Below are 24,206 nucleotides of genomic sequence, written 5' to 3'. Positions count from 1 at the left end.
GCCGCTCGGGGACCGAAAATTACCTGTTCAGAGATTTATCCACAGGTTCTCCACACGCTAGCGCCCGAGTTTGCGCCGCACCATGCCGACGACCTGGTTGATCTCCCGCACCCGCAGCAGCGCCGCGGTGGCCAGGTAGACGATCATGATCACGCCGCCGGCCGCGAAGACCTGAAGTGCCGCTGTCAATCGCCCGGGCGTGTCACCTCCGGGCAGCAGGTTCACCACGAGCAGGCCCGCCGCGCCCGCGACGACCGCCGCCACGAGCACCTTCAGCAGGGACTTGGCCACCGAGCCGAGGTTGAGCCGGCCGATCCGGCGGCGCAGGACGGCCAGCGAGATCACCGCGGACAGCAGATAGGACAGGGCGTTCGCGGCGGTCATGCCGGCGGCCGCGAGCGACTCCGACAGCATCTCGGCGAGCACGAAGTAGCCGGCGATCCGCAGCAGGACCACGGGCACGTTGATCAGTGCCACCGTCTTGTTGCCCTGCAGTGAATAGAAGGCATAAGTACACAGGTAACTGACAGAGAGCGGGATCACAGCGAAGGCCGCCACCACCAGGACCGTGCCCGTGGCGAACGCGTCCTCGTAGGTGAAGGCGCCGCCCTGGAACAGCGTGACCGCGATGGGCACGCCGAGCACGCCGTACGCGACGGCGATCGGGGCCAGGGCGGTGACCGTCAGGCGGATGCCGCGGCTGAGGTCGGCGCTGACGTCGGCGTAGCGGCCCTCGGCGGCGGCGGCGCTCATCTTGGGCAGCAGCGCGGTCATGACCGAGACGCCGATGATGCCGTGCGCCATCATCGTCAGCAGGTAGACGTTGTTGAAGGCGAGCACGCTGGCGTTGTTCTTGCCCGAGACGCCGTTCAGGACGCGGACCACGACGAAGACGGCAAGCTGGTTGGCGCCGACGTAACAGAGCATCCAGCCGGCCAGCCGGCCCACCTCGCCGAGGCCCAGGGAGCGCGGCGCCCACCGCCACTTCCAGGCGAAGCCCACCTTGCGCAGCGCCGGCAGCAGGCCCAGCGCCTGGGCGACCATGCCGAGCAGCGTGCCGCCGGCGATCAGCAGGATCCGCCCGGGCGTCATGTCCTCGGGGCGGAAGCCGTTGGTGGTCCCGAAGACCACGATGAAGACGCCGCAGGTGGCGATGACGACGAGGTTGTTGAGGATGGGTGCCCACATCGGCGCGGCGAAGTGCCCGCGGACGTTGAGCACCGCGCTGATCATCGCGGACAGGCCGGTGAAGAAGATGATCGGCAGGATCAGCCACGCGAACGCGGTGACCAGGTCCCGGTAGGCGCCCGTGGTGTTGTCGCCGGACTGGATCGTGGTGATCAGCGGTGCGGCCGCGACCACCAGTGCCGTTGCGAGCCCGAGGGTCACGACCGCGAAGGTCAGCAGCCGCTGGGTGAACAGCAGCCCGCCGTCCGGGTCGGCCTTGCGCCGCCGGACCAGCAACGGGATCAGCACGCTGGACAGGATGCCGCCGAGCAGCAGCTCGTAGATCTGACCCGGCAGGAACTGGGCGCTGGTGTACGCGTCACCGACGCCGGCGCCCAGCGTCATGCCGATCAGCATGTTGCGGACGAAGCCGATGATCCGGCTGACCAGGCTGCCGGCCGCCATGATGGCGCTGTTGCCGGCCGTGCTGCCGCCCTCGGTGCCGCCGCCGGTGGGCGGGACGTCCTCCGGCGGCAACGCCTCGTCACCGGCCGCGGTCGGGGCCGAGCCGTCGACGGAGATCAGGATCGCGCCGTCGGACGACTGCGGGTCACCGTCGCTCGCCGCGTGCGCGCTCCGGTACAGGCCGCCGTTCACCAAGACCTCCCCAGGGGTACTGACACACCGTCACCCTAGCCAGGCGGTGCCTCACACGTGACGGCGCAGCAGGCTGCCGGGCAGCGCACCGGCCAGCGTCTCCACCATCCAGCAGGCCTCGATGGGCACGATCGGCTCGCTCAGCGCGTCGAGCACGGTGGGGTGGTCACAGCCCGCCTCGGTGAGCACCCCGAGCAGATCGTTGACCGGGCGCAGGTCGCCGGTGTCCGCGATGTGCCGCGCCAGCGGCCGGACCTCGGCGTACCACTGCTCCTCGGGCAGCCGGGACAGGCGCTGGGCTGCCCGCCGTACCAGCTCGGCCAGGCCGTCGGCCGGGAAGCGGGAGCCGCCGCGGACCTCGAGGCGCGACTGGGCCGGGGCGGTGTAGGCCGCGACGGCGGCCTCGTCGATCACCCGGGGTGAGGGCGCCGGCGGCTGCGGCCACCAGGCGTCGGCCGCGAAGAGCGGCAGCGGCGCCTGCTCCGGACCGGCGGGCGCGGCCGGCGGCACCTCACGGCGCAGCGACCGGTACGCCGCCTCGCGCACCGCCGCGGCCGCGCTCTCGTCGTCGTCGGCGGTGAGCGGCGCGAACGGTGACAGGAGGGCCACGACCAGCCCCGGATGCGGCAGCGTCGGATCCTCCAGGGCGATCACCCGGGCGCAGAGCTCCAGCTCGTGCCAGCGCAGCGCCGCCGGGTACGGCCGGCCCGGCGCGGCCCAGCCGAGCTGCACGGGCTCGCTGCTCGCGGGCTCGCGCAGGCCGAGGGTCTGCTCGCCGGTGACCAGATCGAGGTCGAGCACGAGGCCGTAGCCGCCGGTGACCGGGAGGCTGACGCGCAGCTCGGCCGGGTCGGGATCGGGAAACGCGCCGTCGTGCACCAGCAGGAAGGACCAGAACCGCGGGTCCTCACTGAGGCGACGCAGCGCCGCGGAAACGGGCACGCCGTCCATCCTGCCCGCCCTGCCCGTGCGCTGCCCACCGGCCTTGCGCTGAGGCGGGGACGCTACCCTGGTCGTCCCATGTCTGAGTTGAGCCGAGCCCAGCGCAACGCCGTCACGGAGTTGCTGCGCGTCTCCCCCGTCGCCGATGAGCTGGGACGCCGTTTCGGCGCCGCCGGCCATGAGTTGCACCTGGTCGGCGGTTCGGTGCGGGATGCGCTGCTCGGCCGGCTCGGCGACGACCTCGACTTCTGCACCGACGCCCGGCCCGAGCAGACGCTCGCCCTGGTCAAGGGCTGGGCGGACGCCATCTGGGAGACCGGCCGCGAGTTCGGCACGATCGGCATCCAGAAGGACGGCCTGCGGCTCGAGATCACCACGTACCGGGCCGAGGCGTACGACGGGGTGACCCGCAACCCGGTCGTGGAGTACGGCGACAACCTGCTCGACGACCTGCGCCGGCGCGACTTCACGATCAACGCGATGGCGGTCAGCCTGCCGGGTCACGTTTTCACCGACCCGTACGGGGGGCTCGAGGATCTGGCCGCCGGGCTGATCCGGACGCCGGACTCGCCCGCGTCGTCGTTCACCGATGATCCACTTCGGATGCTGCGCGCGGCCCGGTTCGCCGCCAAACTGCGCTTCGCCGTGGACAAGCCGGTGGTCGAGGCCATGACGGAGATGGCCGCCGACCTCGACCGGATCACCGCCGAGCGGATCCGCGACGAGTTCACCAAGCTGCTCTGCGGGCTGGACCCGATCGCCGGGCTGCGGCTGCTGGTCGACACCGGCCTGGCCGACCGGTTCATCCCGGAGATCTCCGGGCTCAAGCTGGAGATCGACGAGCACGCCCAGCACAAGGACGTCTACGAGCACACGCTGATCGTGGTCACCAACGCGATCCGGCTCGAGGGTGACGCCGGGCCGGACTTCGTGCTGCGGATGGCGGCGCTGATGCACGACGTCGGCAAGCCGGCCACCAAGGCGGTCGGCCGCGACGGGCGGGTCAGCTTCCATCACCACGAGGTGGTCGGCGCGCGGCTCACCAAGCAGCGGATGAAGGCCATGAAGTACCCCAAGGACGTCACGTCCCAGGTGGTCGAGCTGGTCGCGTTGCACCTGCGCTTCTACGGGTACGGCCGCGGCGAGTGGACCGACTCGGCGGTGCGGCGCTACGTCACCGACGCCGGCGAGCTGCTGCCGCGGCTGCACAAGTTGACGCGTTCCGACTGCACGACCCGCAACAAGCGCAAGGCGGCGGCGCTGTCCGCCGACTACGACGCCCTCGAGGAGCGGATCGCCCGGATCGCGGCCGAGGAGGACCTGGCCCGGGTCCGGCCGGATCTGGACGGCAACGCGATCATGGAACTGCTGGGCGTGCCGCCGGGACCGATCGTCGGCCAGGCCTGGCGTTTCCTCAAGGAGCTGCGGCTGGACCGCGGGCCGCTGGACCGCGACGAGGCCGAGGCGGAGTTGCGCCGCTGGGCCCGCGAGCAGGGTCACAGCTCCTGACTGTCGTACCCGCGCGGCACAATCGGGTCATGCAGCTGCTCGTGGACTCCCCCATCGGACCGCTGGGCGTCCGGCTCGACGGCGACGTCGTGGTCGGCGTGCGGTTCGGCGCGACCTTCGGCGAGGCGGCCGAGCATCCGGCCGTCGAGCAGCTCAAGGCCTACTTCGCCGGCGCGCTGACGGATTTCACGGTGCCGGTCGAGCTGCGCGGCGGATCCGATTTCGAGCGGGCTGTGTGGGGGCAGATCGCCGCTATCCCGTACGGCGAGATGCTCACTTACGGGGCGATCGCGACGGCATTGGGTGATCCGGGCGCGGCCCGTGCGGTGGGGACGGCTTGCAATCACAACCCGGTGCCGGTGATCGTGCCGTGCCATCGGGTGGTCGGAGCGGGCGGCAAGTTGACGGGTTTCGGCGGTGGGTTGCCCCGCAAGCGGCAGCTGCTGGAGCTGGAGGCCCGGGTGGCGCTCGAACGCGCCTGGAGCTGAAGTCGGCAGGCCCCGGTCGTGCCGGATTGGCCGGGCCGGGTTGGGTCGGGTCGGGCCGGGTCGCGCTGGTCGGGCCGGGTCGCGCTGGTCGGGCCGGGCCGGGTCGGGCCGGGTTGGGTCACCGGGCCGGGTTGGGCGGCTTGGCGCGGGCCGGGCCGGGGTCAGGGGTGGCAGGTGCCGTCCGGGGCGGGTGGGCCGATGCTCAGGTCCGGACCGTCTCCGGCGAGGCTGCCGTGCACGCAGGCGTTGCCGGTCGTCCCGGCGAATTTCGGTCCCGGGCCGATCACCACCCCGGTCAACCCCTCGCGGGTGAGCATTGCCCGCAGGGTTTGCTCGTCCAGCGCATCGGAGGCGTGCATGAGCAGGTTGAGCTGGGGCGACAGATTTCGGGCGCAGGCCTCGGCCCGGGCGGCCGCCGCGGACGGCAGCGGACCACGCCGGGGCAGCGGCGGGTTGGCTGCCTCCAGCGCGCGCCGGGCCCGTTCGGCGGCGTCGGCCTCCGCGCTGGTCATCGGTCGCGGCGATGGTGGGCTCAACCGCTTCGGCTGAGCCGGCTGGATTCGCCGGCCGTCGCAGCCCACTCCGGGTGTGCCCGGGACTGGTGGCGGCACCACCGGTGGCGGGGCGGGTGCCGCGCTGGCCCACAGCGTTACTGTCTCGGACCGTGCTCCGGGCGTACCGGATGGGGTGTCGCCCGGGCCGGCGCAGGCCGTCAGAGACCCGGCGAGGGCGAGCACGACGGCGGCCGTGGTGAGTCGCACATCGATGAGCTTAGCTATGGCGTGCCGAAGATCACATGAAGAAGGCCGGACCGCATCGCGGTCCGGCCTTTCCTCTGGCGCTGGATCAGCGCTCGATGTCGCCCTTGATGAACGCCTCGACCGCGTCCTTGGCGTCGTGGTCGTTGTACTGCACCGGCGGGGACTTCATGAAGTAGGAGCTCGCCGAGAGGATCGGGCCACCGATGCCGCGGTCCTTGGCGATCTTCGCCGCCCGGACCGCGTCGATGATGACGCCGGCCGAGTTCGGCGAGTCCCACACCTCGAGCTTGAGCTCCGCGTTCAGCGGGGTGTCGCCGAAGCTGCGGCCCTCGAGCCGGATGTAGGCCCACTTGCGGTCGTCGAGCCACGGCACGTGGTCCGACGGGCCGATGTGCACGTCACTCTTGACCATCTCGTGCGGGATCTGGGAGGTCACCGACTGGGTCTTGGAGATCTTCTTCGACACCAGGCGCTTGCGCTCCAGCATGTTCATGAAGTCCATGTTGCCGCCGAAGTTGAGCTGGTACGTGCGCAGCAGCTCGACCCCGCGGTCCTCGAACAGCTTGGCCAGGGCGCGGTGCACGATCGTCGCACCGACCTGGCTCTTGATGTCGTCGCCGACGATCGGCAGGCCGGCGTCGGTGAACTTCTGCGCCCACGCCGGGTCGGAGGCGATGAAGACCGGCAGGGCGTTGACGAACGCGCAACCGGCGTCGATCGCGGCCTGCGCGTAGAACTTGTCGGCCTCCTCGGAACCCACCGGGAGGTAGGAGACGACGACGTCGACCTCGGCGTCGCGCAGGGCCTTGACGACGTCGACCGGCTCGGCCGACGACTCCTCGACCATCTCGCGGTAGTACGTGCCCAGACCGTCGAAGGTCGGTCCACGCTGGACGGTCACGCCGGTGGGCGCGACGTCGGCCAGCGTGATCGTGTTGTTCTCGCTGGCGACGATCGCCTCGGCCAGGTCCATGCCGACCTTCTTGGCGTCCACATCGAACGCCGCGACGAACTTCACGTCGGACACGTGGTAGTCGCCGAAGGTCACGTGCATGAGACCCGGGACGCGGTCGTTGGGGTCGGCTTCGCGGTAGTACTCCACGCCCTGTACGAGGGACGAGGCGCAGTTACCCACACCGACGATGGCGACGCGGACGGAGCCCATCGCGTTTGCCTCCTTGTTCATCACGGCCGGTCCTGACGCGGACTCGGGTCTTCGAGGGGTGTCTCCCCGGCTGGGGATCGGCCGGAGCGCTCGTTGGTGATGAGCTCCTCCAGCCAGCGGACCTCGCGCTCGCAGGCGTCCAGTCCGTGGCGCTGTAGTTCGAGGGTGTAGGCGTCGAGGCGGTCGGACGCGCGGGAGAGAACCTCACGCAGTCCTTCCCGGCGTTCCTCGATCCGGCGGCGGCGGCCCTCGAGGATCCGCAGCCGCGTCGCCCGGTCGGTCCGGGAGAAGAAGGCGAAGTGCACGCCGAACCCGGCGTCGTCGTACGTCTCCGGGCCCGCCTGGGCCAGCAGCTCGGCGAAGCGTTCCTTGCCTTCGGCGGTGATTTTGTAGACAACCCGGCCGCGCTTGCTGGTGAGCGGGGGAATGATCTCGGTGTCGGCCGCCTCGGCCTCACCGATCCAGCCGGCGGTCTGCAGCCGCTTCAGAGTCGGGTACAGCGTGCCGTAGCTGATCGCCGCGCGGATGGTGCCCAGCTTGGTGGCGAGCTCCTTGCGCAGCTCGTAGCCGTGCATCGGGGATTCCTGGAGCAGTCCGAGGATCGCGAGTTCCAACAAGACGCCCACCCCCTTCACTGCTCGCCACGATGTATCGGCCCGATACATCGTCACCGTAGATCGGGATGCGGCGTACCGCAAGGGCGGTCATACGTGCGCAGTCGCCGCGCCACGCTGTGTGATGACTGTCGCCGTACGGGTGCGGACCGCGTACTCTCTTCGCCATGCGTACGCAGCGGCAGGTGGTCGACTACTCGCTTCAGAAGCGAGCGCTGCTGCGTGACGTGCACAACGGCAAGGTGGGGACGCTGGAAGTCTGCGACGCGTCGCCGTACCTGAAAAACGCAGCTAGGTTCCATGGCGAGCCGACCGACGACCGTTGTCCGGTCTGCCGTCGCGACAACCTCACCCTGGTGCATTACATCTACGGCGATGAACTCAAGCAGTCCGCTGGGCAGGCCCGCAAGCTCGCGGAGCTTCCGGTTCTGGCGATGACGCTGCGTGAGTTCCAGGTTTTCGTGGTCGAGGTGTGCCAGTCCTGCGCGTGGAACCATCTGATCGAGCAGTACCTGCTCGGCCGGGACGCGCTGACCTCCGACGAACTGGACCAGGGCGGGGCCGTCGCCTCGTCCGCCTCGGGCCGCCACCGCGAGACAGGGTCGTCGTCACATCGCCGGGAGGGCCGACAGTGAGCGGCCTCAACGTCGCTAACGTGGACACGACCCCGACCGATACGGGCATCCAGCGCCGCAGTCGGTCATTCTTGACATCCGACAGGGCGGCTGCGGACCCGCAGCCCAGAATCGTCCGCCCGTGGCATCGCCACCGAAGCCCCTCCAGGGCTTCTCTGGCGCGCCACCGCGACCGGTAGGTGTGACCGAATGAACTCGTACGGCGATCAGCAGTCTGCGCGTGCCCGGGCCCGAGTGCCCGGGCCGTCCGCTGCATCCACGCCTGACGACGACCAGTCCGGCTACGACGAACGGCCCTCGCCCGACGCCTACCGGCGTCCGGCCGGCGGTCGGGCGAGCGTCGGCGGCTCCGCGCCGCGTGGCGCCGCCTCCGTCGGTGCGGCCGCGGTCGGTGGCCGGGCCTCCGTCGGTGGTGCGGGCCGAGCGTCGGTCGGGGCAGGCACGGGATCCGTGGGTTCCGCCCGCGTCGGCGGCCGGGCCTCCGTGGGTGGCCCCCCGGATGCCGCGCCGGGCTACGGCAGCCGCGGCGCTGTCGCGCGCGCAGCCGTACGGCCGGTGTCCCCGGGCGTCGGCGGGCCGGGCGGCCCTGGCGATCCCGACGGTGCCGGGCACGACAAGCGGGGCAGTGCCGGCAAGATCCTCACCAAGGCCTCCAAGCGCCGCCGGCGGACCAACATCCTGACCGCGGCCGCGGCGGTGCTGGTCATCCTGCTCGGCGCCGGTGTGGTCGGCGGCACCTATTTCTTCGACAACGTCGACTTCAAGGAGCCGACCGCCGAGGCCCAGACCACCCAGTTGCTCACCAGCAACAACAAGGTGCTCGCCTCGCTGGGTCAGTTCAACCGGTCGATCGTGCCCGACGGCAGCATCAACCCGCTGGTCAAGCTCGCGGTGGTGTCCGCCGAGGACAAGGGCTTCTACAAGCACAACGGCATCGACATGAAGGGCATCGCCCGCGCCGCGTGGAACAACTTCACCGGCGGCGACACCCAGGGTGCCTCGACGATCACCCAGCAGTACGCGAAGTACGCGACCAAGCGCAAAGAGATCACGTACAACGTCAAGCTCCGTGAGGCGGTCATCGCCCGCAAGATGGAGGACGAGTACACCAAGGACGAGATCCTCGGTCGCTACCTCAACTCCGTCTACTTCGGCCGCGGCGCGTACGGCGTCGAGGCCGCTGCGAAGGCGTACTTCGGCAAGTCCGTCCTGACCCCGATCGGCCAGAAGAACGCGATCACGGCCGGCGAGGCCGCGATCCTCGCCGCGGTGATCAAGCAGCCCGAGCCGACGGCCACGCACAAGGGCTACGACCCGCAGAACAGCATGCCCGACGCCCTGGACCGCTGGCGGTACACGGTCGGCAACATGGCCGAGCTGGCCCTGCCGGCCGGGCTGCCGGTGGCCGGCGTGCCCGCGGGCATCAACCCGCCGACCGAATACCCGAAGACGTGGTTGAAGTGGGATCCGGACAAGTGCACCACCACCTGCGCCAACAACAAGCCGAGCGCCAAGATCGTCAAGTACGTGAAGCGCGAGCTGCGCGACATGGGCATCAGCGACGCCGAGCTCAACCAGGGTGGTCTCCAGATCAAGACCACGATCAACTCCGAGGTGCAGGAGCAGGCCGAGAAGGCGGCGAACGCCCAGAGCAAGAAGTCGCCGCTGAACGGGATGTCCTCCACCTACCGGTCCGCCCTGGTCGCCATCAACCCGGAGAACGGCCGGGTGCTGGCCTACTACGGCGGCCCGGACGCGGCGAGCTGGGACTACGCCGGCCCGAACTACACCGACGACGGCAAGACGTTCATCGGTGGCGGTCGGCCGCCCGGCTCGACGTTCAAGATCTACACGCTGCTCGCCGCGCTGAGCGACGGCTACGGCATGGACACCATCTGGGACTCCACGCTGAAGAAGGTCAACGGCGGCGGCAAGATCAGCAACTCCGGTCGTGAGGGCGGCGGCCTGAAGTGCCCGAACCCGAAGGCCTGCACGCTCGAGGTGTCCACCGAGCAGTCGTACAACTTCACCTTCTACTGGCTCGCCGACAAGCTGGGCCCGGAGAAGGTCATCGACATGGCCCACAAGGCGGGCATCCAGCTGATCGGTGACCCGGAGACCACGGCCCGCTACGACCTCAACAAGCTGAGCGAGGACGAGCTCAAGAAGAAGGGCTACGGCCGCGAGGTCGGCTTCGGCCAGTACGCGATCACCGCGCTCGACCACGCCAGCGGCGTCGCCACGATCGCCAACGACGGCGTCTACAACAAGGCTCACTTCGTCCGCTCGGTGTCGCAGCGCGACCCGAAGACGGGCAAGTTCGTCGCGGTCAAGAACACCGGCGAGAAGCTCAACCCGGTGAAGGCGTTCAGCCCCGACGTCGCCGCCGCGGTGCAGAACGTCATGCAGAAGATCCCCGGGATCAACGGCATCAGCCTCGACAACGGCCGCAAGGCCATCGGCAAGACCGGCACCTGGGAGTTCACCGGCAAGGGCGGTAAGCCCGGCGACAACGGTGACGCCTGGATGGTCGGCGGCACCAAGGAGATCGCGGCCTCCGTCTGGGTCGGCCGCGAGAAGGAGAACAAAAAGACCAAGCAGATGGAGCTGCTGCCGATCTTCAAGGCCCCTGGCAAGCCCATGAACGGCGGCTCCATCCCGGGCGAGATCTGGAAGATGTTCCTGGACTCCGCCTCGAAGGTGATCAAGGCCGAGAACAAGCCGTTCCTGCCGAACTCCACCGCGTTCGTCGACCCGAGCAAGAAGGGCAACGGCGTCGAGCCGCCCCCGCCGCCGCCCCCGCCGGCCGGTGATCCGCAGAACCCGTTCTGCGGAATCTTCCAGCAGTGCGACAACAACAACGGCGGAAACGGCAACGGGAACGGCGGCAACGGCAACGGGAACGGCGGGAACGGGAACGGCGGCAACGCCGGGCCCGGCAACGGCGGGCCCGGCATCAACCTGCCCGGAGCGCCGAACGGGGACACCGGCAACACCGATGGCGGCGGGCAAGCCGACGAGAACGCCGACGACGGCAACTGACGTCCTCGACACCCGATGTGGCGCCCTCTCCGCGGAGCTGGGCGCCACTTCGCTTTTGTGACGTTGTAGCCGGACTGTGCCGTAGGGCGTCTCCTGCCCGTCCGGCGCATGCGGCATGATGCCAAAGCATGAGCGCGCCATCGTCTGAGGAGACCGACCGGCCTGACCTGCCCGCCGAATCGGACGGATTCGTCCGAGGGCTGTCCCAGGCCATCGGCGGACCGCTCGGCGAACACGCCGTACGCCCGGAAGCCCGCCGGGGGCGGTTCTGGACCGTGCCGCGGATCGTCCTCGGGCTGCTCTGCCTGACGCTGGCGCTGAGCTGGGTGCAGAAGTCCCCCTGCCAGGACGGCGACTGGCAGAAGAACGTCCAGTACACCCGGTTCTGCTACACCGACGTGCTGGCGCTGTACTACGCCGAGGGGCTCAACAAGGGCAAGGTCCCGTACAAGGACCACCCGGTGGAGTATCCGGTGGTCACCGGCTACTTCATGGGCGCGCTCGGCCTGCCGGTGCACGCCCTCGGCGAGAAGTACCCGCAGATCAACCAGGGCAAGTGGTTCTACAACGTCAACGCGCTGGTGCTGTCGGCGCTGGCCGTCGCCTCCGTGGCGATGATCCTGGCGCTGCGCCGCCGCCGGCCCTGGGACGCGGCGATCTTCGCGCTCTCCCCGATCGTGCTGGTCACCGCGACGGTCAACTGGGACTTCCTCGCCATCGGATTGGCCGTGTTCGGCCTGTACGCCTGGGCCCGGCGCTGGCCGGTGGCCGCCGGCCTGCTGCTCGGCCTCGGCGGCGCCGCCAAGCTGTGGCCGCTGTTCATCCTCGGGCCGCTGTTCGTGCTGGCCCTGCGGGCCAAACGCATGCCGCAGTTCTGGACGGCGACCGCCACGGCCGTGGCCGCCTGGTTGATCGTCAACATCCCGGTCGCTGTGCTCTACCGCGACAGCTGGATGCGCTTCTTCGACCTGAACCGGGAACGGCCCGTCGACTGGGGCACGTCCTGGTACATCGGCCGCTACCTGGACACCAAGTGGAACACCGGGGTGGCCGGCGACCAGGGTCCGTTCCAGTGGCTCAGCGACCACGTACCGGTGCTCAACAACGTCTCGTACGCGCTGACCGGGCTCGCCTGCCTCGGCGTCGCGGCGCTGTGCCTGCTGGCCCCGCGCAAGCCCCGGCTGGCTCAGCTCGCGTTCCTGGTGGTGGCCGCGTTCCTGATCTTCAGCAAGGTCTGGTCCCAGCAGTACGTGCTGTGGCTGCTGCCGCTGATCGTGCTGGCCCGGCCCCGCTGGGGAGCGATCATCGCGTGGACAGTGGCGGAGATCGGCTACTTCGCGGCGTTCTATGCGGAACTGCTCGGCGCGGGCGGCAAGCCGGTCATCCCGGAGGGCACGTTCGTGCTGGCCTCGAGCCTGCGGCTGATCACGGTGGCGATCCTGTGCGGGCTGGTGATCCGCGAGATCTGGCGGCCGGAACTGGATGTGGTCCGGCACAACTACCGGGACGACCCCGACGGCGGCGTGCTCGACGGCGCGCCGGACGCCAGTTGGATCGAACCGCTGCGCCGGCGGCTGCGGGTGACGCCACGACCGGCCGTCGACGACAGCGCGCCGGTCGCGCCGCCGCCGACCCCGGTGGCCTGAGCTCAGTCGAGGTAGAAGACCACGGAGTTGTCGTCGAGGTCCTCGCGGCGGATGCCGAGGGTCTCCACCGGCACGTCACCCGAGCGTTCCCACGGCGTGCCGACGACCTCGGCCCGCAACAGCAGGACGGTGCCGATCCGGCGCTGCCGCAGGTATTCGATGCTGGCCACGTCCGGGAAAGTGGCCACCGAGCGGCGCAGCTCGGACTGACGCTGCGGGGCGAAACCGCCGCTGCCGTTCGCCACCTCCTGGAAGCGTGACGTCGACCAGAGCATGACGGTCTGGTCGGTGAGGGCGGTCGTCGGCAGGACCAGCATCGGGCCGGTGAGGGTCCGCATCGCCGCGGGCTGCTCCGGCACCACCGGGTGTGCGGTCGCGTTCCACGTTTCGACCAGCACGAGAAGCAGGGGCACGAGCGTCGCCAGCCGCAGCCACGGACCGGGCCACGGCGGCACCCGGTGCGCGGCCAGATGCTCGGCCCGGCGCACGAACTCGGCGACCGCGCCCGCGGCCAGCACAGCCAGCAGCAACGTCACCCACAGCATCATCCGGCCGGGGATCCGCACCCCGAAAGACGCCGGCAGATGACCGAAGAGCGGCAGATAGGTCCAGCGGCCCTCGAAGAACGTGGTGCCGACGGTAAGGATCACGCTGACGACAACCGCGACGAGCAGCAGCAGGCGTTGCCACATCCGCCAGACGGAGAACACCAGGCCGACCAGCGCGAGGGCGTAGAGCACAAACCCGGGCAGCAGCGCCATCTCGGCGGGCCAGCCCAGTGACTGACGCGGAACGGCGTGCGGGGCGCCCCAGATCCGCGACTCGGCCGGACCGATCAACAGCGACCGCAGCGGAGCCGAGAAGAACCGGATCTCGGTGCCGGCCGGACCGGTGTCCGGCACCCGCAGGTACGGCAACGCGATCAGCAACCCGACCCCGGCGAAGATCAGCGCCCCCAGCAGATCGGTGACCAGCAACCGCCACCCGAGTACGGGCCGCGGCGACCGCCGACGCAACCGGCGGACCAGCACCGCGAACCCGACGACGACGATGAGCACGGCAAGGACATAGGCGAACGGCAGACCGAGCGAGAACCCGAGAGTGACCTGCCACGTCGCGACGAGCCAGCCCACGGTGGCCCAGCCGGCGTGGCGGCGGCCGGGGCGAAAGCCGTACCGCATGGACCAGCCGTGACCGCGGGCGAGCATGGCCAGGGCCAGCGGGATGCCACCCGCGGAAATGATGTCGAGATGACCCTCCTGGGCCAGCCGCCACGGCGCGTACGCGAAGGCGACCGCCCCGACGATGGCGCCGGTGCGGCCGGCACCGAGCTGACGGATCAGGGCGTAGCCGCCGACGGCCAGCAGGGCGTGAGCCAGCACATAGAGGATGTTGTAGCGCAGGACGGCGGCGAGCGGACCACTGCCGATCATGCCGGCCGGGGCGTAACCGAGCAGGCTGCTGCCGAACGCGTAGCTGTAGGCCTCGGGGAAGAAGGCGTTGGACTGCCAGAGCCGGGCCGGCTCGGTGATCAGGATGTGCCCGGCCCAGGACACCTGCCACGCCTGCCGCGACGGATCCCAGATGTCCTGCGGGAACGTGTGCAGGGGGTAGCGCAGGGTGGGCCAGGTCAGCAGGACGGCGAGCAGCAGGGATCCGTAGATGACCAGGGCGTACTCGTGGATGAGGGCGCGGCCCAGGGCTCGGGTGGCTCTCTTCATGCGGCCGGGGGCGCGCTCGGAGGTTTCGGCGAAGGCGGTCCACGGGTCCGGCGGGGCGCCGGGTGGGCGGGTGGAGGGGAGTTTGGGCTTCCGACGGCGGGTGGGTTTTCCGCTGGGAGCTTCCTGGTCGGTTTTTTCGTCGCCTTTGCCGGTGTCTTTGCTGTCGTTCTTGTCTTTGTCGGCGTCCGTCTTCGGGGCGTCCTTGGTGCCGGTCTTGATGTCGAGCTTGGTGTCGGTCTTGGTGTCGCTGGCTTTCGCGGGATCTTGGGTGGCTGTCTTCGCGGAGCCTGACTCTGCGGTGGTCTTGCTGCTGGCTTTGGCGCCGGGTTTGGTGCTGGGCGCGTCGTCACCGGCGGCCGTGGTGTCGCGGTCCGGCCGGGTATCGACCTTGTCTCCTTCCTTAGTTTTTCCGTCGGCGGCTGCGCTGGACGGTTTGGCCGGAGGGATCAGGTCGGGTGGCAGGCCGTTGGTGGGAAAGACGCTCTCGTCAGCGACCGGCGGGCTGGAGCTCTCTACCGCCGGGTTGCGCGATTTTGCCGAGGGATCCGCGCCGGCTGCCGACGGGTCCTTCGTGGACTGAGAGCCGGCGAAAGGGTCCGCTGTCGAACCGCTGTGGGGTGGCACCGCGGGCCGCAGTGCACCCGGCGCGACCGCTGCAGACTTACCGGCACGGGCTCTCCGCAGTCCAGCCCACCGCCGGACCGGCTTGGTCGGCGGACGGGCGCTGTCTCCCATCAGGGGAGCCGCGCCGGTTCCTGTCGCCTGCGATGTGACCGCACCAGAATCAGCGCCGCCCGATCCGGGGCCGCCCGATCCGGCAGTGCCTGATTCGCTGGCGCCCGGTCTGCTGGCGCCCGGTCTGCTGGCGCTCGATCCGCTGGCGCCCGATCCGGGAGCGCTCGATCCGACAGTGCCTGATCCGCTGGCGCTCGATCCGACGGCGCCCGATCGGCTCGCGCCGGTTTCCGGGGAGCCGGATTTAGCCGCGCCGGACTCAAGCGTGTCGGCTTCAGCCGCGCCCGGTCCGGTCGCGGACACCGCGCCCGATCCCTCGCCCGAACCGCCCGCGCGCTCCTGCGGCCCGGCTCCGCCAGCGCCCTCCTGCGGCCCGGCTCCGCCAGCGCCCTCCTGCGGCCCGGCTCCGCCCGCGCGCTCCCCCGGCCCGGCTCCGCCCGCGGTCGGGTCGGCCCCGCGCTGCGGCGGCTGCTCGGTCGTCATGCTGCTCCCTCGTGCCGCTGCGTCAGCTGGCCGCCCTCTCGCGCAGCAGCGCGATGTCGGCGGACTGGCCTTCCACGCCGCCCGGCGTCTCCACGATCGCCGGGGCGCCCGCGGCGCGGATGGCCGCCACGACCAGCTCCGGGTCGATCTTGCCATTGCCGAGGTTGTCGTGCCGGTCGCGGCCGGAGTCGAAGCTGTCCTTCGAGTCGTTGGCGTGGATGAGGTCGATCCGGCCGGTGATCGACTTGACCCGGTCGACGATGTCGAGGAGTTCTTCGCCGCCGGCGTGCGCGTGGCACGTGTCCAGGCAGAACCCGGCTCCGAACTCGCCCACCGCGTCCCACAGGCGGGCCAGGTTGTCGAAGCGGCGGGCGATCGCGTGGTCACCCCCGGCCGTGTTCTCGATCAGGATCGGCAGCGGCAGGCCGCCTTCCTTCTCCGCGTACGCGAAGGTTTTGCGCCAATTGTCGAATCCGACGGTGATGTCGTCGCCGGCGTTGACGTGACCGCCGTGCACGATCAGGCCGCGCGCGCCCACCGCGGCCGCCGCGCGGGCGTGGGTCAGCAGCAGTTTGCGGCTGGGGATGCGGATCCGATTGTTCAACGTGGCCACATTGATCACGTACGGCGCGTGGATGTAGACGTCCACGTCGGACGCCTTGAGCGCAGCCGCGTCCGGGCGCTCCGCCGGGGACTTCCAGCCCTGCGGATCAGCGAGGAAGAACTGGACGGCGTCAGCACCGCGGGCGGCGGCCGCGTCGAGGGGTTCGGCGGGATCGACATGGGCTCCGATGCGCATGGGTCCGAGCCTACGACGTGGGTACGACGGTCACCGGCCGTCGCCGTCCGACGACCGTGCGCGTCACCGGCCTTGTCGGCGCGTCGTTAATCGAGCGGATCACACATACCTACGTACCGGTGCCAACCGGTGCGAGCTGGGAGATGGTGCATGTCGCGGCAAGTCCGAAACCGTGTGACGGCGACGGCGCTGGGTGGTTTTCTGCTCGGTGCCGCGCTGCTCACGACCGGCACGGCCAACGCCGACCAGGTCGAGGGTGGTGGCCGGCAGGTGGTCTTCGCGGGCGGCGGGGTGCTCGGCCTCTCCTGCAAGTCCACGCCGTCCGTCGAGGTCATGTCCGTGCCCGCGGACGGCCGGGTGCGGCTGGTCAACCGGACCGGGCACGGCGCCCGGCTGCGGCTGAACGGCGAGTCCCGGGGCACGATCCCGGACGACGGCTCGACCGAGGTGGTCTTCCGGCGCGGCACGACCGCGGTCACCCTCGATCCCAGCTGCGCGATCACCGATCAGGCGACGCCGGTGCTGGTCACCGCTTCGCCGACGCTGACGGCCAATCCCGATCCGATTCCCGCGCCGGCGGACACGTTCTCCGATCCCGCCGACGCGCCCAGCACGCTCGAGGCCCCGGCCGCCACGACGGGCACGGCGACCTCCACGCTGCCCGACTCGGTCGCGCCCGCGACCCGCCCACAGCGGTCGTCGACCACGACCGCCGGGCGGCCGGCGACGATCCGGCCGGGCACGTCGCACGCCAGCAGCGTCGCAGCCCAGGCCGCGACCACGGCGGCCCAGGCGATGCCGCAGGGCGGTGCGGCTCCGCGGGTCAAGACCAGGACCCCGACCCGGGGTACGGCGGGAGCAGCCGTGCCGGCGTTCTCGGGGATGCCGCCCGGTGACGACAAGACGATTCTTCCCGGCGTACCCACGCTTGATCTGCCCTCGTCGCCGACGGCGGCCGCGCCGGAGCTCCCGGCCGGTCCGTCCGCCGGGATCGTCGCGGCGGAGCCGGTCGCGGCGATGCGCCCGCTGCCGGACTCGCAGCCGATCGGTGTGCTCGCGGTGATCGCCACGGTGAGCGTGCTGGGCGTAGCAATCGGAGTAATTCGGGCAATTGTGTCGGAACGTGCATCTCGGGCAAGGGTCGCGTAGACTACTCCACAGCAAGCTCCGCGGGGCGGCCGTTCCAACCTCATCGGTGTGGTCGTTCCTCCCCAGGTCCCACCCAGCGAATGCGGACCGGACGCCCCGCGGCTTCCACCTCGAAGGGCCTCGTCTGTGGACGGGGCCCTTTTTGGGCGTCAGCCCGGCTCCGGGTATGCTGGCTCGGTTCGCAACAGGTCTGCCGTGGGCGCCGCCCACGGTTTTCTGTTGCGGGCGACACAAGACCTCCTGCCACGGAGAGACCGTGGCCGTTCAGCCCACAGGAGGTGAGAACGTCTTGCGTCATTACGAACTCATGGTGATCCTCGACCCCAGTCTCGAGGAGCGCACCGTTGCACCGTCGCTCGACACGTACCTGAACGTGATCCGCACCGCGGGCGGCTCGGTGGAGAAGCTCGACGTGTGGGGCCGTCGCCGGCTCTCGTTCGAGATCAACAAGAAGGCCGAAGGCATCTACGCCGTCGTCGACCTGCAGGCGACGCCGGAGGCCGTGGCCGAGCTGGACCGTCAGCTCCGGCTGAACGAGTCGATCCTGCGTACCAAGGTCATCCGGCCCGAGACCCGCTGACGGTCGTTTCTGTCAGGGGGCTCTGGGAGCCTCCTTGCGAAAACGCATGAAGCGGCGAGGAGAAGATCATGGCAGGAGAAACCACCATCACGGTCGTCGGCAACTTGACCGACGATCCTGAGCTGCGCTTCACCCCCTCGGGGGCGGCGGTCGCCAAGTTCCGCATCGCTTCGACGCCGCGGACGATGGACCGGCAGTCGGGCGAATGGAAAGACGGCGAGCCACTCTTCCTCGCGTGCAACGTCTGGCGTGACGCTGCTGAGCACGTCGCCGAGTCGCTGCAGCGTGGCGCTCGGGTGATCGTGCAGGGCCGGCTGCGCCAGCGGTCCTACGAGACCCGCGAGGGCGAGAAGCGCACCGTCTATGAGCTCGAGGTCGACGAGATCGGCCCGTCCCTGCGCTACGCCACGGCGAAGGTGCAGAAGATGTCCCGGTCCGGCGGCGGCGGTGGGGGCGGCTTCGGCGCCTCCGGCGGCGGCGCTGGTGGTGGCAACCGGCAGTCCAGCGGCGGCGGAGGCGGCAACAACTTCGACGACCCCTGGGCCACGGCGGCCCCGGCTTCCAGCTCCCGTTCCGCCGCTGGCGGCGGTGGCGGCAGCAACTCCTCGTTCGACGACGAGCCACCTTTCTAAGCCCGTACGGGTCATGATTTCAGGAGTCAAGAGCTATGGCTAAGGCTGCGGCACTTCGCAAGCCGAAGAAGAAGGTGAACCCGCTCGACAAGGACGGGATCACCTACATCGACTACAAGGACACCGCGCTGCTGCGCAAGTTCATCTCCGACCGCGGCAAGATCCGCGCTCGGCGGGTCACCGGCGTGACCTCGCAGCAGCAGCGGCAGATCGCCCGCGCGGTCAAGAACGCCCGTGAGATGGCGCTCCTGCCGTACACGGCCACGGCGCGCTGAGGGGAGGCACCGATATGAAGATCATCCTCACGCAGGAGGTGTCGGGCCTCGGCACCCCCGGCGATGTCATCGAGGTCAAGAACGGCTACGGCCGTAACTACCTGCTGCCGCAGGGCTTCGCGATCCAGTGGAGCAAGGGCGCCGAGAAGCAGGTCACGGTCATCAAGCGGGCGCGCGACGCCCGCGAGATCCGCGACCTGGGCCAGGCCAACGAGGTCAAGGGCCAGCTCGAGGGCCTGAAGGTCACCCTGCAGGCGCGCTCCGGCACCGGTGGCCGCCTGTTCGGCTCGATCACCCCGGCCGAGATCGTGGACGCGGTCAAGTCCGCGGGCGGTCCGGCTCTCGACCGGCGCCGGCTGGAGCTGACGGCCCCGATCAAGACCACGGGCGCTTACAAGGTCCAGGTCAAGCTGCACCCCGAGGTGACTGCGTCGTTCCCCGTGAACGTCGTCGCCGCCAAGTAACACGCTTCACGTCTCACGCTGAGCGCGCCGGCCCTTCGGGGTTCGGCGCGCTCTGTCGTTTCCGCCTCTTGGCTGGGCTCGGCCCTCGGCGTTGCGTCGGCTTGGCCTGCTTCGGAGCTCTGCCTGCTTCGCACCTTGGCTTGCTTCGGCCTTCGGCCTGCTTCGGAGCTTGGCCCGCTTCGTACCTTGGCTTGCTTCGGCCTTCGGCCTGCTTCGGAGCCGCGTGGGGTCGTTTCGGCCTTCGGCCTGCTTCGGAGCAGCGTTGGTTTTGCTCGTCAGCTGAGGGATTGACCGGTGATGGCGGAGGTCAGCACGGTCGCCAGGCCGCCGCCCATCACCGCGGCGGCGAGGCCGACACTGGCTGCCTTCCAGGAGCCGCTCGCCCAGCGCAGGCCCACCGCCACGAGCATGCTCAGCACCAGGGACAGGCCGAACTGCGGCGCGGCGCCGGCCAGGGTGTCGAGCGCGTGCGCCTGCTGGCTGCCGTTCAGCACGAGCATGTAGAGCACGAAGAGGACGACCGGCACGCCGTACCAGACGACCGTGTAACCCACGGCCGCGAGCGGACCGCCGGTGTCCTCCTCGAGTTCCTCATCTGGTTCGAGCAGGTCGTTCTGCCGCGCCGACGGCGACGGCAGTGTGCTGACCGGGCGCCGCTCGTAGGTGCCGGCGGCCGAAGCCACAGCACCGCGCGGCGGCCACTGGGTGTCCGGCGGATCCTGCCACCGGGCCCCCGTACGCTGAATGATCTCCGTGGCACCCTCGGCAGCCGAATTCGCGGCCGGCACCTTCACCGACGCCGCGGCACCGTTTTTGGACGGCGGCCGGAACGGCACGAAGTCAGCCGTGCTGATCCGCCGCGACTCACCGTCGGCCAGGTCGCTGTCGGCGCTGAGCTCGCGCCGCCAGTCCCCGGTGCTGTGCTCGCGGTAGGTCGCCGAGCCACGGACCGGACCCTCCGCCTCAGCTTCCCGCCACGCCCCCGGCTCGCGGGGACGGATCTCGGTCACCGCGTCGCTGACCAGCGGTGGTTCGCCCTGTTCGGCGCGCAGCTGGTTGCGCCAGGCGTCGGTGCGGGCGGCGGCCTGGGCGTCGGCCCGCCAGGCACCGGGCTGGGACGACACCGGAGCGGCCGCCGTGCCGGACACGGGACGCGCGGGTGTGCCGCCGTCGCGGCGCAGGGAGTCGGGTCCCGGCACGGATGCAGCGCCGCGGGAGCGCTGGTCCGGCGGCGCGGAAGTCGGATCGGCATCACGCTGCCAGGAGGCGGGCTGGGCGGAAACCGGGCGGCCGGCGGGCCCAGCGTCGTAGGCCGCTTCATCCAGATCAGGCGCGGCGGTACGCCGGCGCTGGTCCGGTGGCGCCGAGAACGGCTGGTCGGTCTCCCGCGACCGGTATCCGGGCGCCATGTCCTCGCGGTCGCGGGCCGCGGGCTGAGCGGACACAGGCATGTCCCGCTCGCGGTCCCAAGCTCCCGGCTGGGCTGACACCGGTGCGTTCCGGTCCCACGTGCCGGGCTGGGCCGATACGGGCATGTCCCGCTCGCGGTCCCAAGCTCCGGGCTGGGCCGATGCCGGTGCGTTTCGGTCCCACGTGCCGGGCTGGGCGGACGCGGGCATGTCCCGGTCGCGGTCCCAGGTGCTCGGCTGCGCCGAGACCGGCATGTTGCCGTCGCGCTGCCGCGTCAGGGACTGCGGGGGGATCGGTCTGGTCGGTGGCTCGCCGTCGCGGCGCCAGACCTCGGGGTCGAGCGGCGGTTCCGCGCTCGCCGTCAGTTGCAGACGCGTCGAACGGGGCTCGGCCGGGCGGCGCCGGCCACCCCGGTCCTCGTCGGCCGCCTCGCTGCGGAAGCGCGCGGACTCGTCCCGGTCGCGGCGAGAGACCGTCTCGCTGCTCTCGATGGCGCGCCGGCCGCCGCCGTTACCGCGATCGTCGTCGCGGGGACCTCGGCCCGGGCCTCGGTCATCGTCCTCGTCTTCCTCGTCCTCGAGCTCCTGCCGGTGCCACTGGCCGGTGTCGCTGTCACGCAGCCACACATCCGACTCAGGGTCCCGGTTCCAGGCGCCGGACGCGAGTTCCTGCTGCCAGCTGGTGTCACGTTCGCGCCGGCGGCCCCGGTCCGCGTACTCCCGGGGGGCTTCCGGTCCGCGCTCGAACTCCGGGCGCGACCGTCCGCGCGGTCCTTCCGGGCCGCGGGGGATGCCGCCGCTGCGCTGGCCGCCTTCGACGCCGCGCCGGGGCTCCGGGCCGCGCGGCGCGTCGAGGTCGCGCCGGTCCCGGCTGCGGCGGGGCTCCGGGCCGCGAGGGGCCTCGAAGTCACGCGGCGGCTCGGCTCCGCGCCATGGCTCTGCTCCTGGCTCGGCTCCACGCCACGGTTCCGGGCCCGGCTCGGGTCCGCGGTAGGCGTCCTGGCCACGGCGAGGGGACGGGCCTGCTTCGGGCCCGCGGTAGGGCTCTTGGCCGCGGCGGGGCTCGGGGCCCGCTTCGGGGGCGCGGTAGGGCTCTTGTCCACGGCGTGGGTCGGAGCCGGGCCAGCGTTCGATCTCGCCGCCGCGCGGCGGGGCGGCCGGGGCCTGGAAGGCCTGGGGCGCCTCGATCTCGCGGCGCCGCGGTCCTGCATCGGCGCCACGACCGTTCGGGGCGCCTTGCTGCCAAGATCCGGTGTCTGCGCGGCCGTTATCCGGTCCGCGCTGCCAGGAGCCGGTGTCGGTGCGGCCGTTGTCCGGTCCGCGCTGCCAGGAGCCGGTGTCGGTGCGGCTGGGTTCGGGCCCGCGTTGCCAGGAGCCGGTGTCGGTCCGACCGACTTCCGGTCCGCGCTGCCAGCTGCCCGTGTCGGTGCGGCCGTTGTCCGGTCCGCGCTGCCAGCTGCCCGTGTCGGTGCGGCCGCTTTCGGGCCCGCGCTGCCAGGAGCCGGTGTCCGTGCGGCCGGGCTCGACTCCGCGCTGCCAGGAGCCCGTGTCGGTGCGGCCGGTTTCGGGTCCGCGCTGCCAGGAGCCGGTGTCTGTACGGCCGTTGTCCGGTCCCCGTTGCCACGAGCCGGTGTCCGTGCGGCCGGTTTCGGGGCCCTGTCGCCATGAGCCCGTGTCTGTGCGGCCGTTGTCCTGCTCGCGCTGCCAGGAGCTCGGCTCGATCCGGCTCTGGCGGCTGCCGACCTCGGTCTCGCGCTGCCACGAACCCGTGTCCGTGCGTCCGGACTCTGCGCCGCGCTGCCACAATCCGCTGTCGCCGTTCGCACCCGGGTCGCTGCGACCTCGGCGGCCGGTGGTGTCTGCCTCGCGCTGCCAGCTGCCGGTGTCCGTACGACTCTGCCAGCTCTCCGAGTCGCGCTCACGTGGCTGCAGGGGCAGCGGGATGACGCCCGTCTCGGCGGCGCTCTGCGCCCACGGGTCGACCGCTGGGCCCGGCTCCGGGTCGCGGCGCCAGGAGCCGGTGTCGCGCCAGCCGTCGGCGCGGGCCTCGTCGCCGCTGCGCCAACCCTCGGCCGCCGGCGGCGTGCGCCAGCTGTCCGTGCGGGGCTGGTCGGGGCGGCCCTCGGTGCGGGCCTGATCAGCGCTGCGCCAGCTGTCGGTCACCGGCGGACTGCTCTGCCAGCTGCTTGTGGTGGTGCTCGTGCGCCAGCCGTCCGGCGCCGGCGGTTCGGTGCTTCCGCGACGCCAGCTCGGTGCGTCGGTGGTCGCGGGGTCCTGGAACGCGGGCATGCTGCCGGTGTCGGTGTGGCCCGCCCAGTTGTCGGCTTCGGAACGCGCCGTCCACCCCGTACCCCCGCTTGTGCGAGAGCCCACATCGGGGGCCCGGCGGCGCCCCACCTGGGGCGGGCCGTCGGCCGGTCGCGTCTGTCCGGCGGCCGATTCGCGCCAGGCCGCGCGGTCGTCCTCACGGACGAGGTGCCGGCCGTCGTCGACGGGCGCCGACCAGCTGCCGGAGTGTGACGTCGGGGCGCTCGGCTGGGGCGTCTGCCAGCTCTCGGCCGGCCGCGCGGGCTCACGCCAGGACGGCTCGGCCGCGGGCCGGGGAGTCTCGGCGAAGGCCTGCCAGCTCGGTCGGCTGTCCCAGGACGGCCGGGCATCGGGCTGCCGGGGCGGAGGCGCGTCGGCGGGCTGCCACGACGGGGTGGCGCTGGAGGACGTGAACTGCTGCCACGCCGGCCGGTCCTCGCCGCGCGCCGACTCCCACGGTGGGGTGGCGCTGGGCTGACTCTGCCGCGGCTCACCGGGCTGCTGCCACGCCGGGGTGGCGTCGGGGGGCTGCCAGCTCGGGGTCGAACCGGCCTGGTCATCGGTCGAGGGAGTCGGCCATGCCGTGCCGGAGATGGCCGGGAGCCGGGTCGGGGCTTCCGCCTGCGGCGGAATGACCGCGTCGGCGTCGCCGCTCTGCCAGGCCTCAGTGGTCGTGCGCCAGCCGTGCGAGCCGGAAGCGGAACGCCACTCGGTCGTCTGCCGCCAGCGGGCGCTCTCCGCGGTGGAGCGCCATTCGGAAGTCTGGGTGCGCCAGCCGACGCCCTCGGCCGGCAATGCGGGGCGGCCGGTCGCCGCTACGTCGGACCAGCGACTAACCGTGCCCGAAGACTCACCCGGTGTTTCGGGATTCTGCGCCCAGGCGTCGGCCCGCAGCGACCAGGCCACAGCCTCGGGGATCGGCTGCATGCTGCCCGTGTCGGCCGGCGAGCCGGTGCCCCACACGGTGGCCCCGGGCTCCGCTTTAGCGGACGAATCGGGATCTTCCGGGCGGTTTGTGGGTGTCCA

General features: G+C 71.2%; 19 protein-coding genes. 11 read left to right on the top strand and 8 right to left on the bottom strand.

The annotated features are described in order from the left end of the window. Positions 1-57: 57 nt before the first annotated feature. Together murJ and AB0C12_RS11435 are read right to left on the bottom strand one after the other, a co-directional pair. Entirely contained in the window at positions 58-1,824 is a 1,767-nt protein-coding gene (gene murJ, locus AB0C12_RS11440) for a murein biosynthesis integral membrane protein MurJ (RefSeq protein ID WP_360546649.1), read from the bottom strand. Between the two features lie 51 nt (positions 1,825-1,875). Beyond that, a complete protein-coding gene (locus AB0C12_RS11435; protein ID WP_360546647.1) occupies positions 1,876-2,775 on the bottom strand; it encodes a hypothetical protein in 900 nt (299 codons plus the stop codon). A gap of 69 nt (positions 2,776-2,844) precedes the next feature. Between AB0C12_RS11435 and AB0C12_RS11430 the strand changes: the two genes are divergently transcribed. Further along, positions 2,845-4,275, top strand: coding sequence for a CCA tRNA nucleotidyltransferase (locus tag AB0C12_RS11430; protein ID WP_360546644.1), 1,431 nt, complete (start codon positions 2,845-2,847; stop codon positions 4,273-4,275). Between the two features lie 29 nt (positions 4,276-4,304). Continuing rightward, positions 4,305-4,763: a methylated-DNA--[protein]-cysteine S-methyltransferase gene (locus AB0C12_RS11425; RefSeq protein ID WP_360546642.1), complete on the top strand. Its 459-nt coding sequence runs from the start codon at positions 4,305-4,307 to the stop codon at positions 4,761-4,763. Between the two features lie 161 nt (positions 4,764-4,924). Here the strand turns inward: AB0C12_RS11425 and AB0C12_RS11420 are convergent, their stop codons facing one another. From AB0C12_RS11420 to AB0C12_RS11410, 3 genes are all read right to left on the bottom strand, one after another. Beyond that, positions 4,925-5,275 carry a hypothetical protein gene (locus AB0C12_RS11420; RefSeq protein WP_360546640.1) on the bottom strand — a complete coding sequence of 117 codons (351 nt, stop codon included), beginning with the start codon at positions 5,273-5,275 and terminating at the stop codon, positions 4,925-4,927. A gap of 334 nt (positions 5,276-5,609) precedes the next feature. Then, complete coding sequence (locus tag AB0C12_RS11415) at positions 5,610-6,689, bottom strand: inositol-3-phosphate synthase (protein ID WP_360547126.1); 1,080 nt, start codon at positions 6,687-6,689, stop codon at positions 5,610-5,612. A 20-nt stretch (positions 6,690-6,709) separates the two neighbouring features. Beyond that, positions 6,710-7,306, bottom strand: a complete 597-nt coding sequence (locus AB0C12_RS11410; protein WP_360546638.1) for a PadR family transcriptional regulator — start codon at positions 7,304-7,306, stop codon at positions 6,710-6,712. Positions 7,307-7,470: 164 nt separating this feature from the next. On the opposite strand from AB0C12_RS11410, the gene AB0C12_RS11405 reads away from it, so the two are divergent. From AB0C12_RS11405 to AB0C12_RS11395, 3 genes are all read left to right on the top strand, one after another. After that, on the top strand, positions 7,471-7,938 hold the full coding sequence (locus AB0C12_RS11405) for a DUF5318 domain-containing protein (protein ID WP_360546636.1): 468 nt from the start codon (positions 7,471-7,473) through the stop codon (positions 7,936-7,938). Positions 7,939-8,388: 450 nt separating this feature from the next. Further along, the gene (locus AB0C12_RS11400; protein WP_360546634.1) at positions 8,389-10,980 is read left to right on the top strand and encodes a transglycosylase domain-containing protein; all 2,592 of its coding nucleotides are present in this window, start codon (positions 8,389-8,391) and stop codon (positions 10,978-10,980) included. Between the two features lie 128 nt (positions 10,981-11,108). Continuing rightward, complete coding sequence (locus AB0C12_RS11395; protein ID WP_360546632.1) at positions 11,109-12,626, top strand: glycosyltransferase 87 family protein; 1,518 nt, start codon at positions 11,109-11,111, stop codon at positions 12,624-12,626. A gap of 2 nt (positions 12,627-12,628) precedes the next feature. Here AB0C12_RS11395 and AB0C12_RS11390 read toward each other — a convergent pair whose 3' ends face one another. Continuing rightward, positions 12,629-14,347 (bottom strand): hypothetical protein, encoded by a 1,719-nt coding sequence (locus AB0C12_RS11390; protein WP_360546630.1) that lies wholly within the window; start codon positions 14,345-14,347, stop codon positions 12,629-12,631. 151 nt (positions 14,348-14,498) lie between these two features. Between AB0C12_RS11390 and AB0C12_RS11385 the strand changes: the two genes are divergently transcribed. Continuing rightward, on the top strand, positions 14,499-14,927 hold the full coding sequence (locus AB0C12_RS11385; RefSeq protein WP_360546628.1) for a hypothetical protein: 429 nt from the start codon (positions 14,499-14,501) through the stop codon (positions 14,925-14,927). Between the two features lie 660 nt (positions 14,928-15,587). On the opposite strand, the gene AB0C12_RS11380 is transcribed toward AB0C12_RS11385, so the two are convergent. Beyond that, on the bottom strand, positions 15,588-16,364 hold the full coding sequence (locus tag AB0C12_RS11380; protein ID WP_360546626.1) for a deoxyribonuclease IV: 777 nt from the start codon (positions 16,362-16,364) through the stop codon (positions 15,588-15,590). Between the two features lie 150 nt (positions 16,365-16,514). Between AB0C12_RS11380 and AB0C12_RS11375 the strand changes: the two genes are divergently transcribed. The 5 genes from AB0C12_RS11375 (at position 16,515) to rplI (ending at position 19,464) form a co-directional block, all read left to right on the top strand. Next, complete coding sequence (locus AB0C12_RS11375; RefSeq protein ID WP_360546624.1) at positions 16,515-17,513, top strand: hypothetical protein; 999 nt, start codon at positions 16,515-16,517, stop codon at positions 17,511-17,513. A gap of 289 nt (positions 17,514-17,802) precedes the next feature. Beyond that, a complete protein-coding gene (gene rpsF / locus AB0C12_RS11370) occupies positions 17,803-18,093 on the top strand; it encodes a 30S ribosomal protein S6 (RefSeq protein WP_023563150.1) in 291 nt (96 codons plus the stop codon). Between the two features lie 68 nt (positions 18,094-18,161). Further along, positions 18,162-18,725: a single-stranded DNA-binding protein gene (locus AB0C12_RS11365; RefSeq protein ID WP_360546622.1), complete on the top strand. Its 564-nt coding sequence runs from the start codon at positions 18,162-18,164 to the stop codon at positions 18,723-18,725. A 35-nt stretch (positions 18,726-18,760) separates the two neighbouring features. Beyond that, the gene (gene rpsR / locus AB0C12_RS11360) at positions 18,761-19,000 is read left to right on the top strand and encodes a 30S ribosomal protein S18 (RefSeq protein ID WP_007073789.1); all 240 of its coding nucleotides are present in this window, start codon (positions 18,761-18,763) and stop codon (positions 18,998-19,000) included. A 14-nt stretch (positions 19,001-19,014) separates the two neighbouring features. After that, on the top strand, positions 19,015-19,464 hold the full coding sequence (gene rplI / locus AB0C12_RS11355) for a 50S ribosomal protein L9 (protein WP_360546620.1): 450 nt from the start codon (positions 19,015-19,017) through the stop codon (positions 19,462-19,464). 275 nt (positions 19,465-19,739) lie between these two features. On the opposite strand, the gene AB0C12_RS11350 is transcribed toward rplI, so the two are convergent. Then, entirely contained in the window at positions 19,740-24,107 is a 4,368-nt protein-coding gene (locus AB0C12_RS11350) for a hypothetical protein (protein WP_360546618.1), read from the bottom strand. Positions 24,108-24,206: the final 99 nt, after the last annotated feature.

The organism is Actinoplanes sp. NPDC048967 (genome assembly GCF_040649415.1).
Taxonomy (GTDB): domain Bacteria; phylum Actinomycetota; class Actinomycetes; order Mycobacteriales; family Micromonosporaceae; genus Actinoplanes.
This window is presented reverse-complemented; position numbering and strand designations above follow the sequence as displayed.

Excerpts from the sequence above, each read along its gene's own strand:
- AB0C12_RS11425 (WP_360546642.1), top strand. The coding sequence starts at position 4,305 with ATGCAGCTGCTCGTGGACTCCCCCATCGGACCGCTGGGCGTCCGGCTC.
- AB0C12_RS11380 (WP_360546626.1), bottom strand. The coding sequence starts at position 16,364 with ATGCGCATCGGAGCCCATGTCGATCCCGCCGAACCCCTCGACGCGGCC.
- AB0C12_RS11435 (WP_360546647.1), bottom strand. The coding sequence starts at position 2,775 with ATGGACGGCGTGCCCGTTTCCGCGGCGCTGCGTCGCCTCAGTGAGGAC.
- rplI (WP_360546620.1), top strand. The coding sequence starts at position 19,015 with ATGAAGATCATCCTCACGCAGGAGGTGTCGGGCCTCGGCACCCCCGGC.
- rpsR (WP_007073789.1), top strand. The coding sequence starts at position 18,761 with ATGGCTAAGGCTGCGGCACTTCGCAAGCCGAAGAAGAAGGTGAACCCG.
- AB0C12_RS11415 (WP_360547126.1), bottom strand. The coding sequence starts at position 6,689 with ATGGGCTCCGTCCGCGTCGCCATCGTCGGTGTGGGTAACTGCGCCTCG.
- AB0C12_RS11420 (WP_360546640.1), bottom strand. The coding sequence starts at position 5,275 with ATGACCAGCGCGGAGGCCGACGCCGCCGAACGGGCCCGGCGCGCGCTG.
- AB0C12_RS11365 (WP_360546622.1), top strand. The coding sequence starts at position 18,162 with ATGGCAGGAGAAACCACCATCACGGTCGTCGGCAACTTGACCGACGAT.
- AB0C12_RS11350 (WP_360546618.1), bottom strand. The coding sequence starts at position 24,107 with ATGCAGCCGATCCCCGAGGCTGTGGCCTGGTCGCTGCGGGCCGACGCC.
- AB0C12_RS11390 (WP_360546630.1), bottom strand. The coding sequence starts at position 14,347 with ATGAAGAGAGCCACCCGAGCCCTGGGCCGCGCCCTCATCCACGAGTAC.
- AB0C12_RS11405 (WP_360546636.1), top strand. The coding sequence starts at position 7,471 with ATGCGTACGCAGCGGCAGGTGGTCGACTACTCGCTTCAGAAGCGAGCG.
- AB0C12_RS11375 (WP_360546624.1), top strand. The coding sequence starts at position 16,515 with ATGTCGCGGCAAGTCCGAAACCGTGTGACGGCGACGGCGCTGGGTGGT.
- AB0C12_RS11430 (WP_360546644.1), top strand. The coding sequence starts at position 2,845 with ATGTCTGAGTTGAGCCGAGCCCAGCGCAACGCCGTCACGGAGTTGCTG.
- AB0C12_RS11395 (WP_360546632.1), top strand. The coding sequence starts at position 11,109 with ATGAGCGCGCCATCGTCTGAGGAGACCGACCGGCCTGACCTGCCCGCC.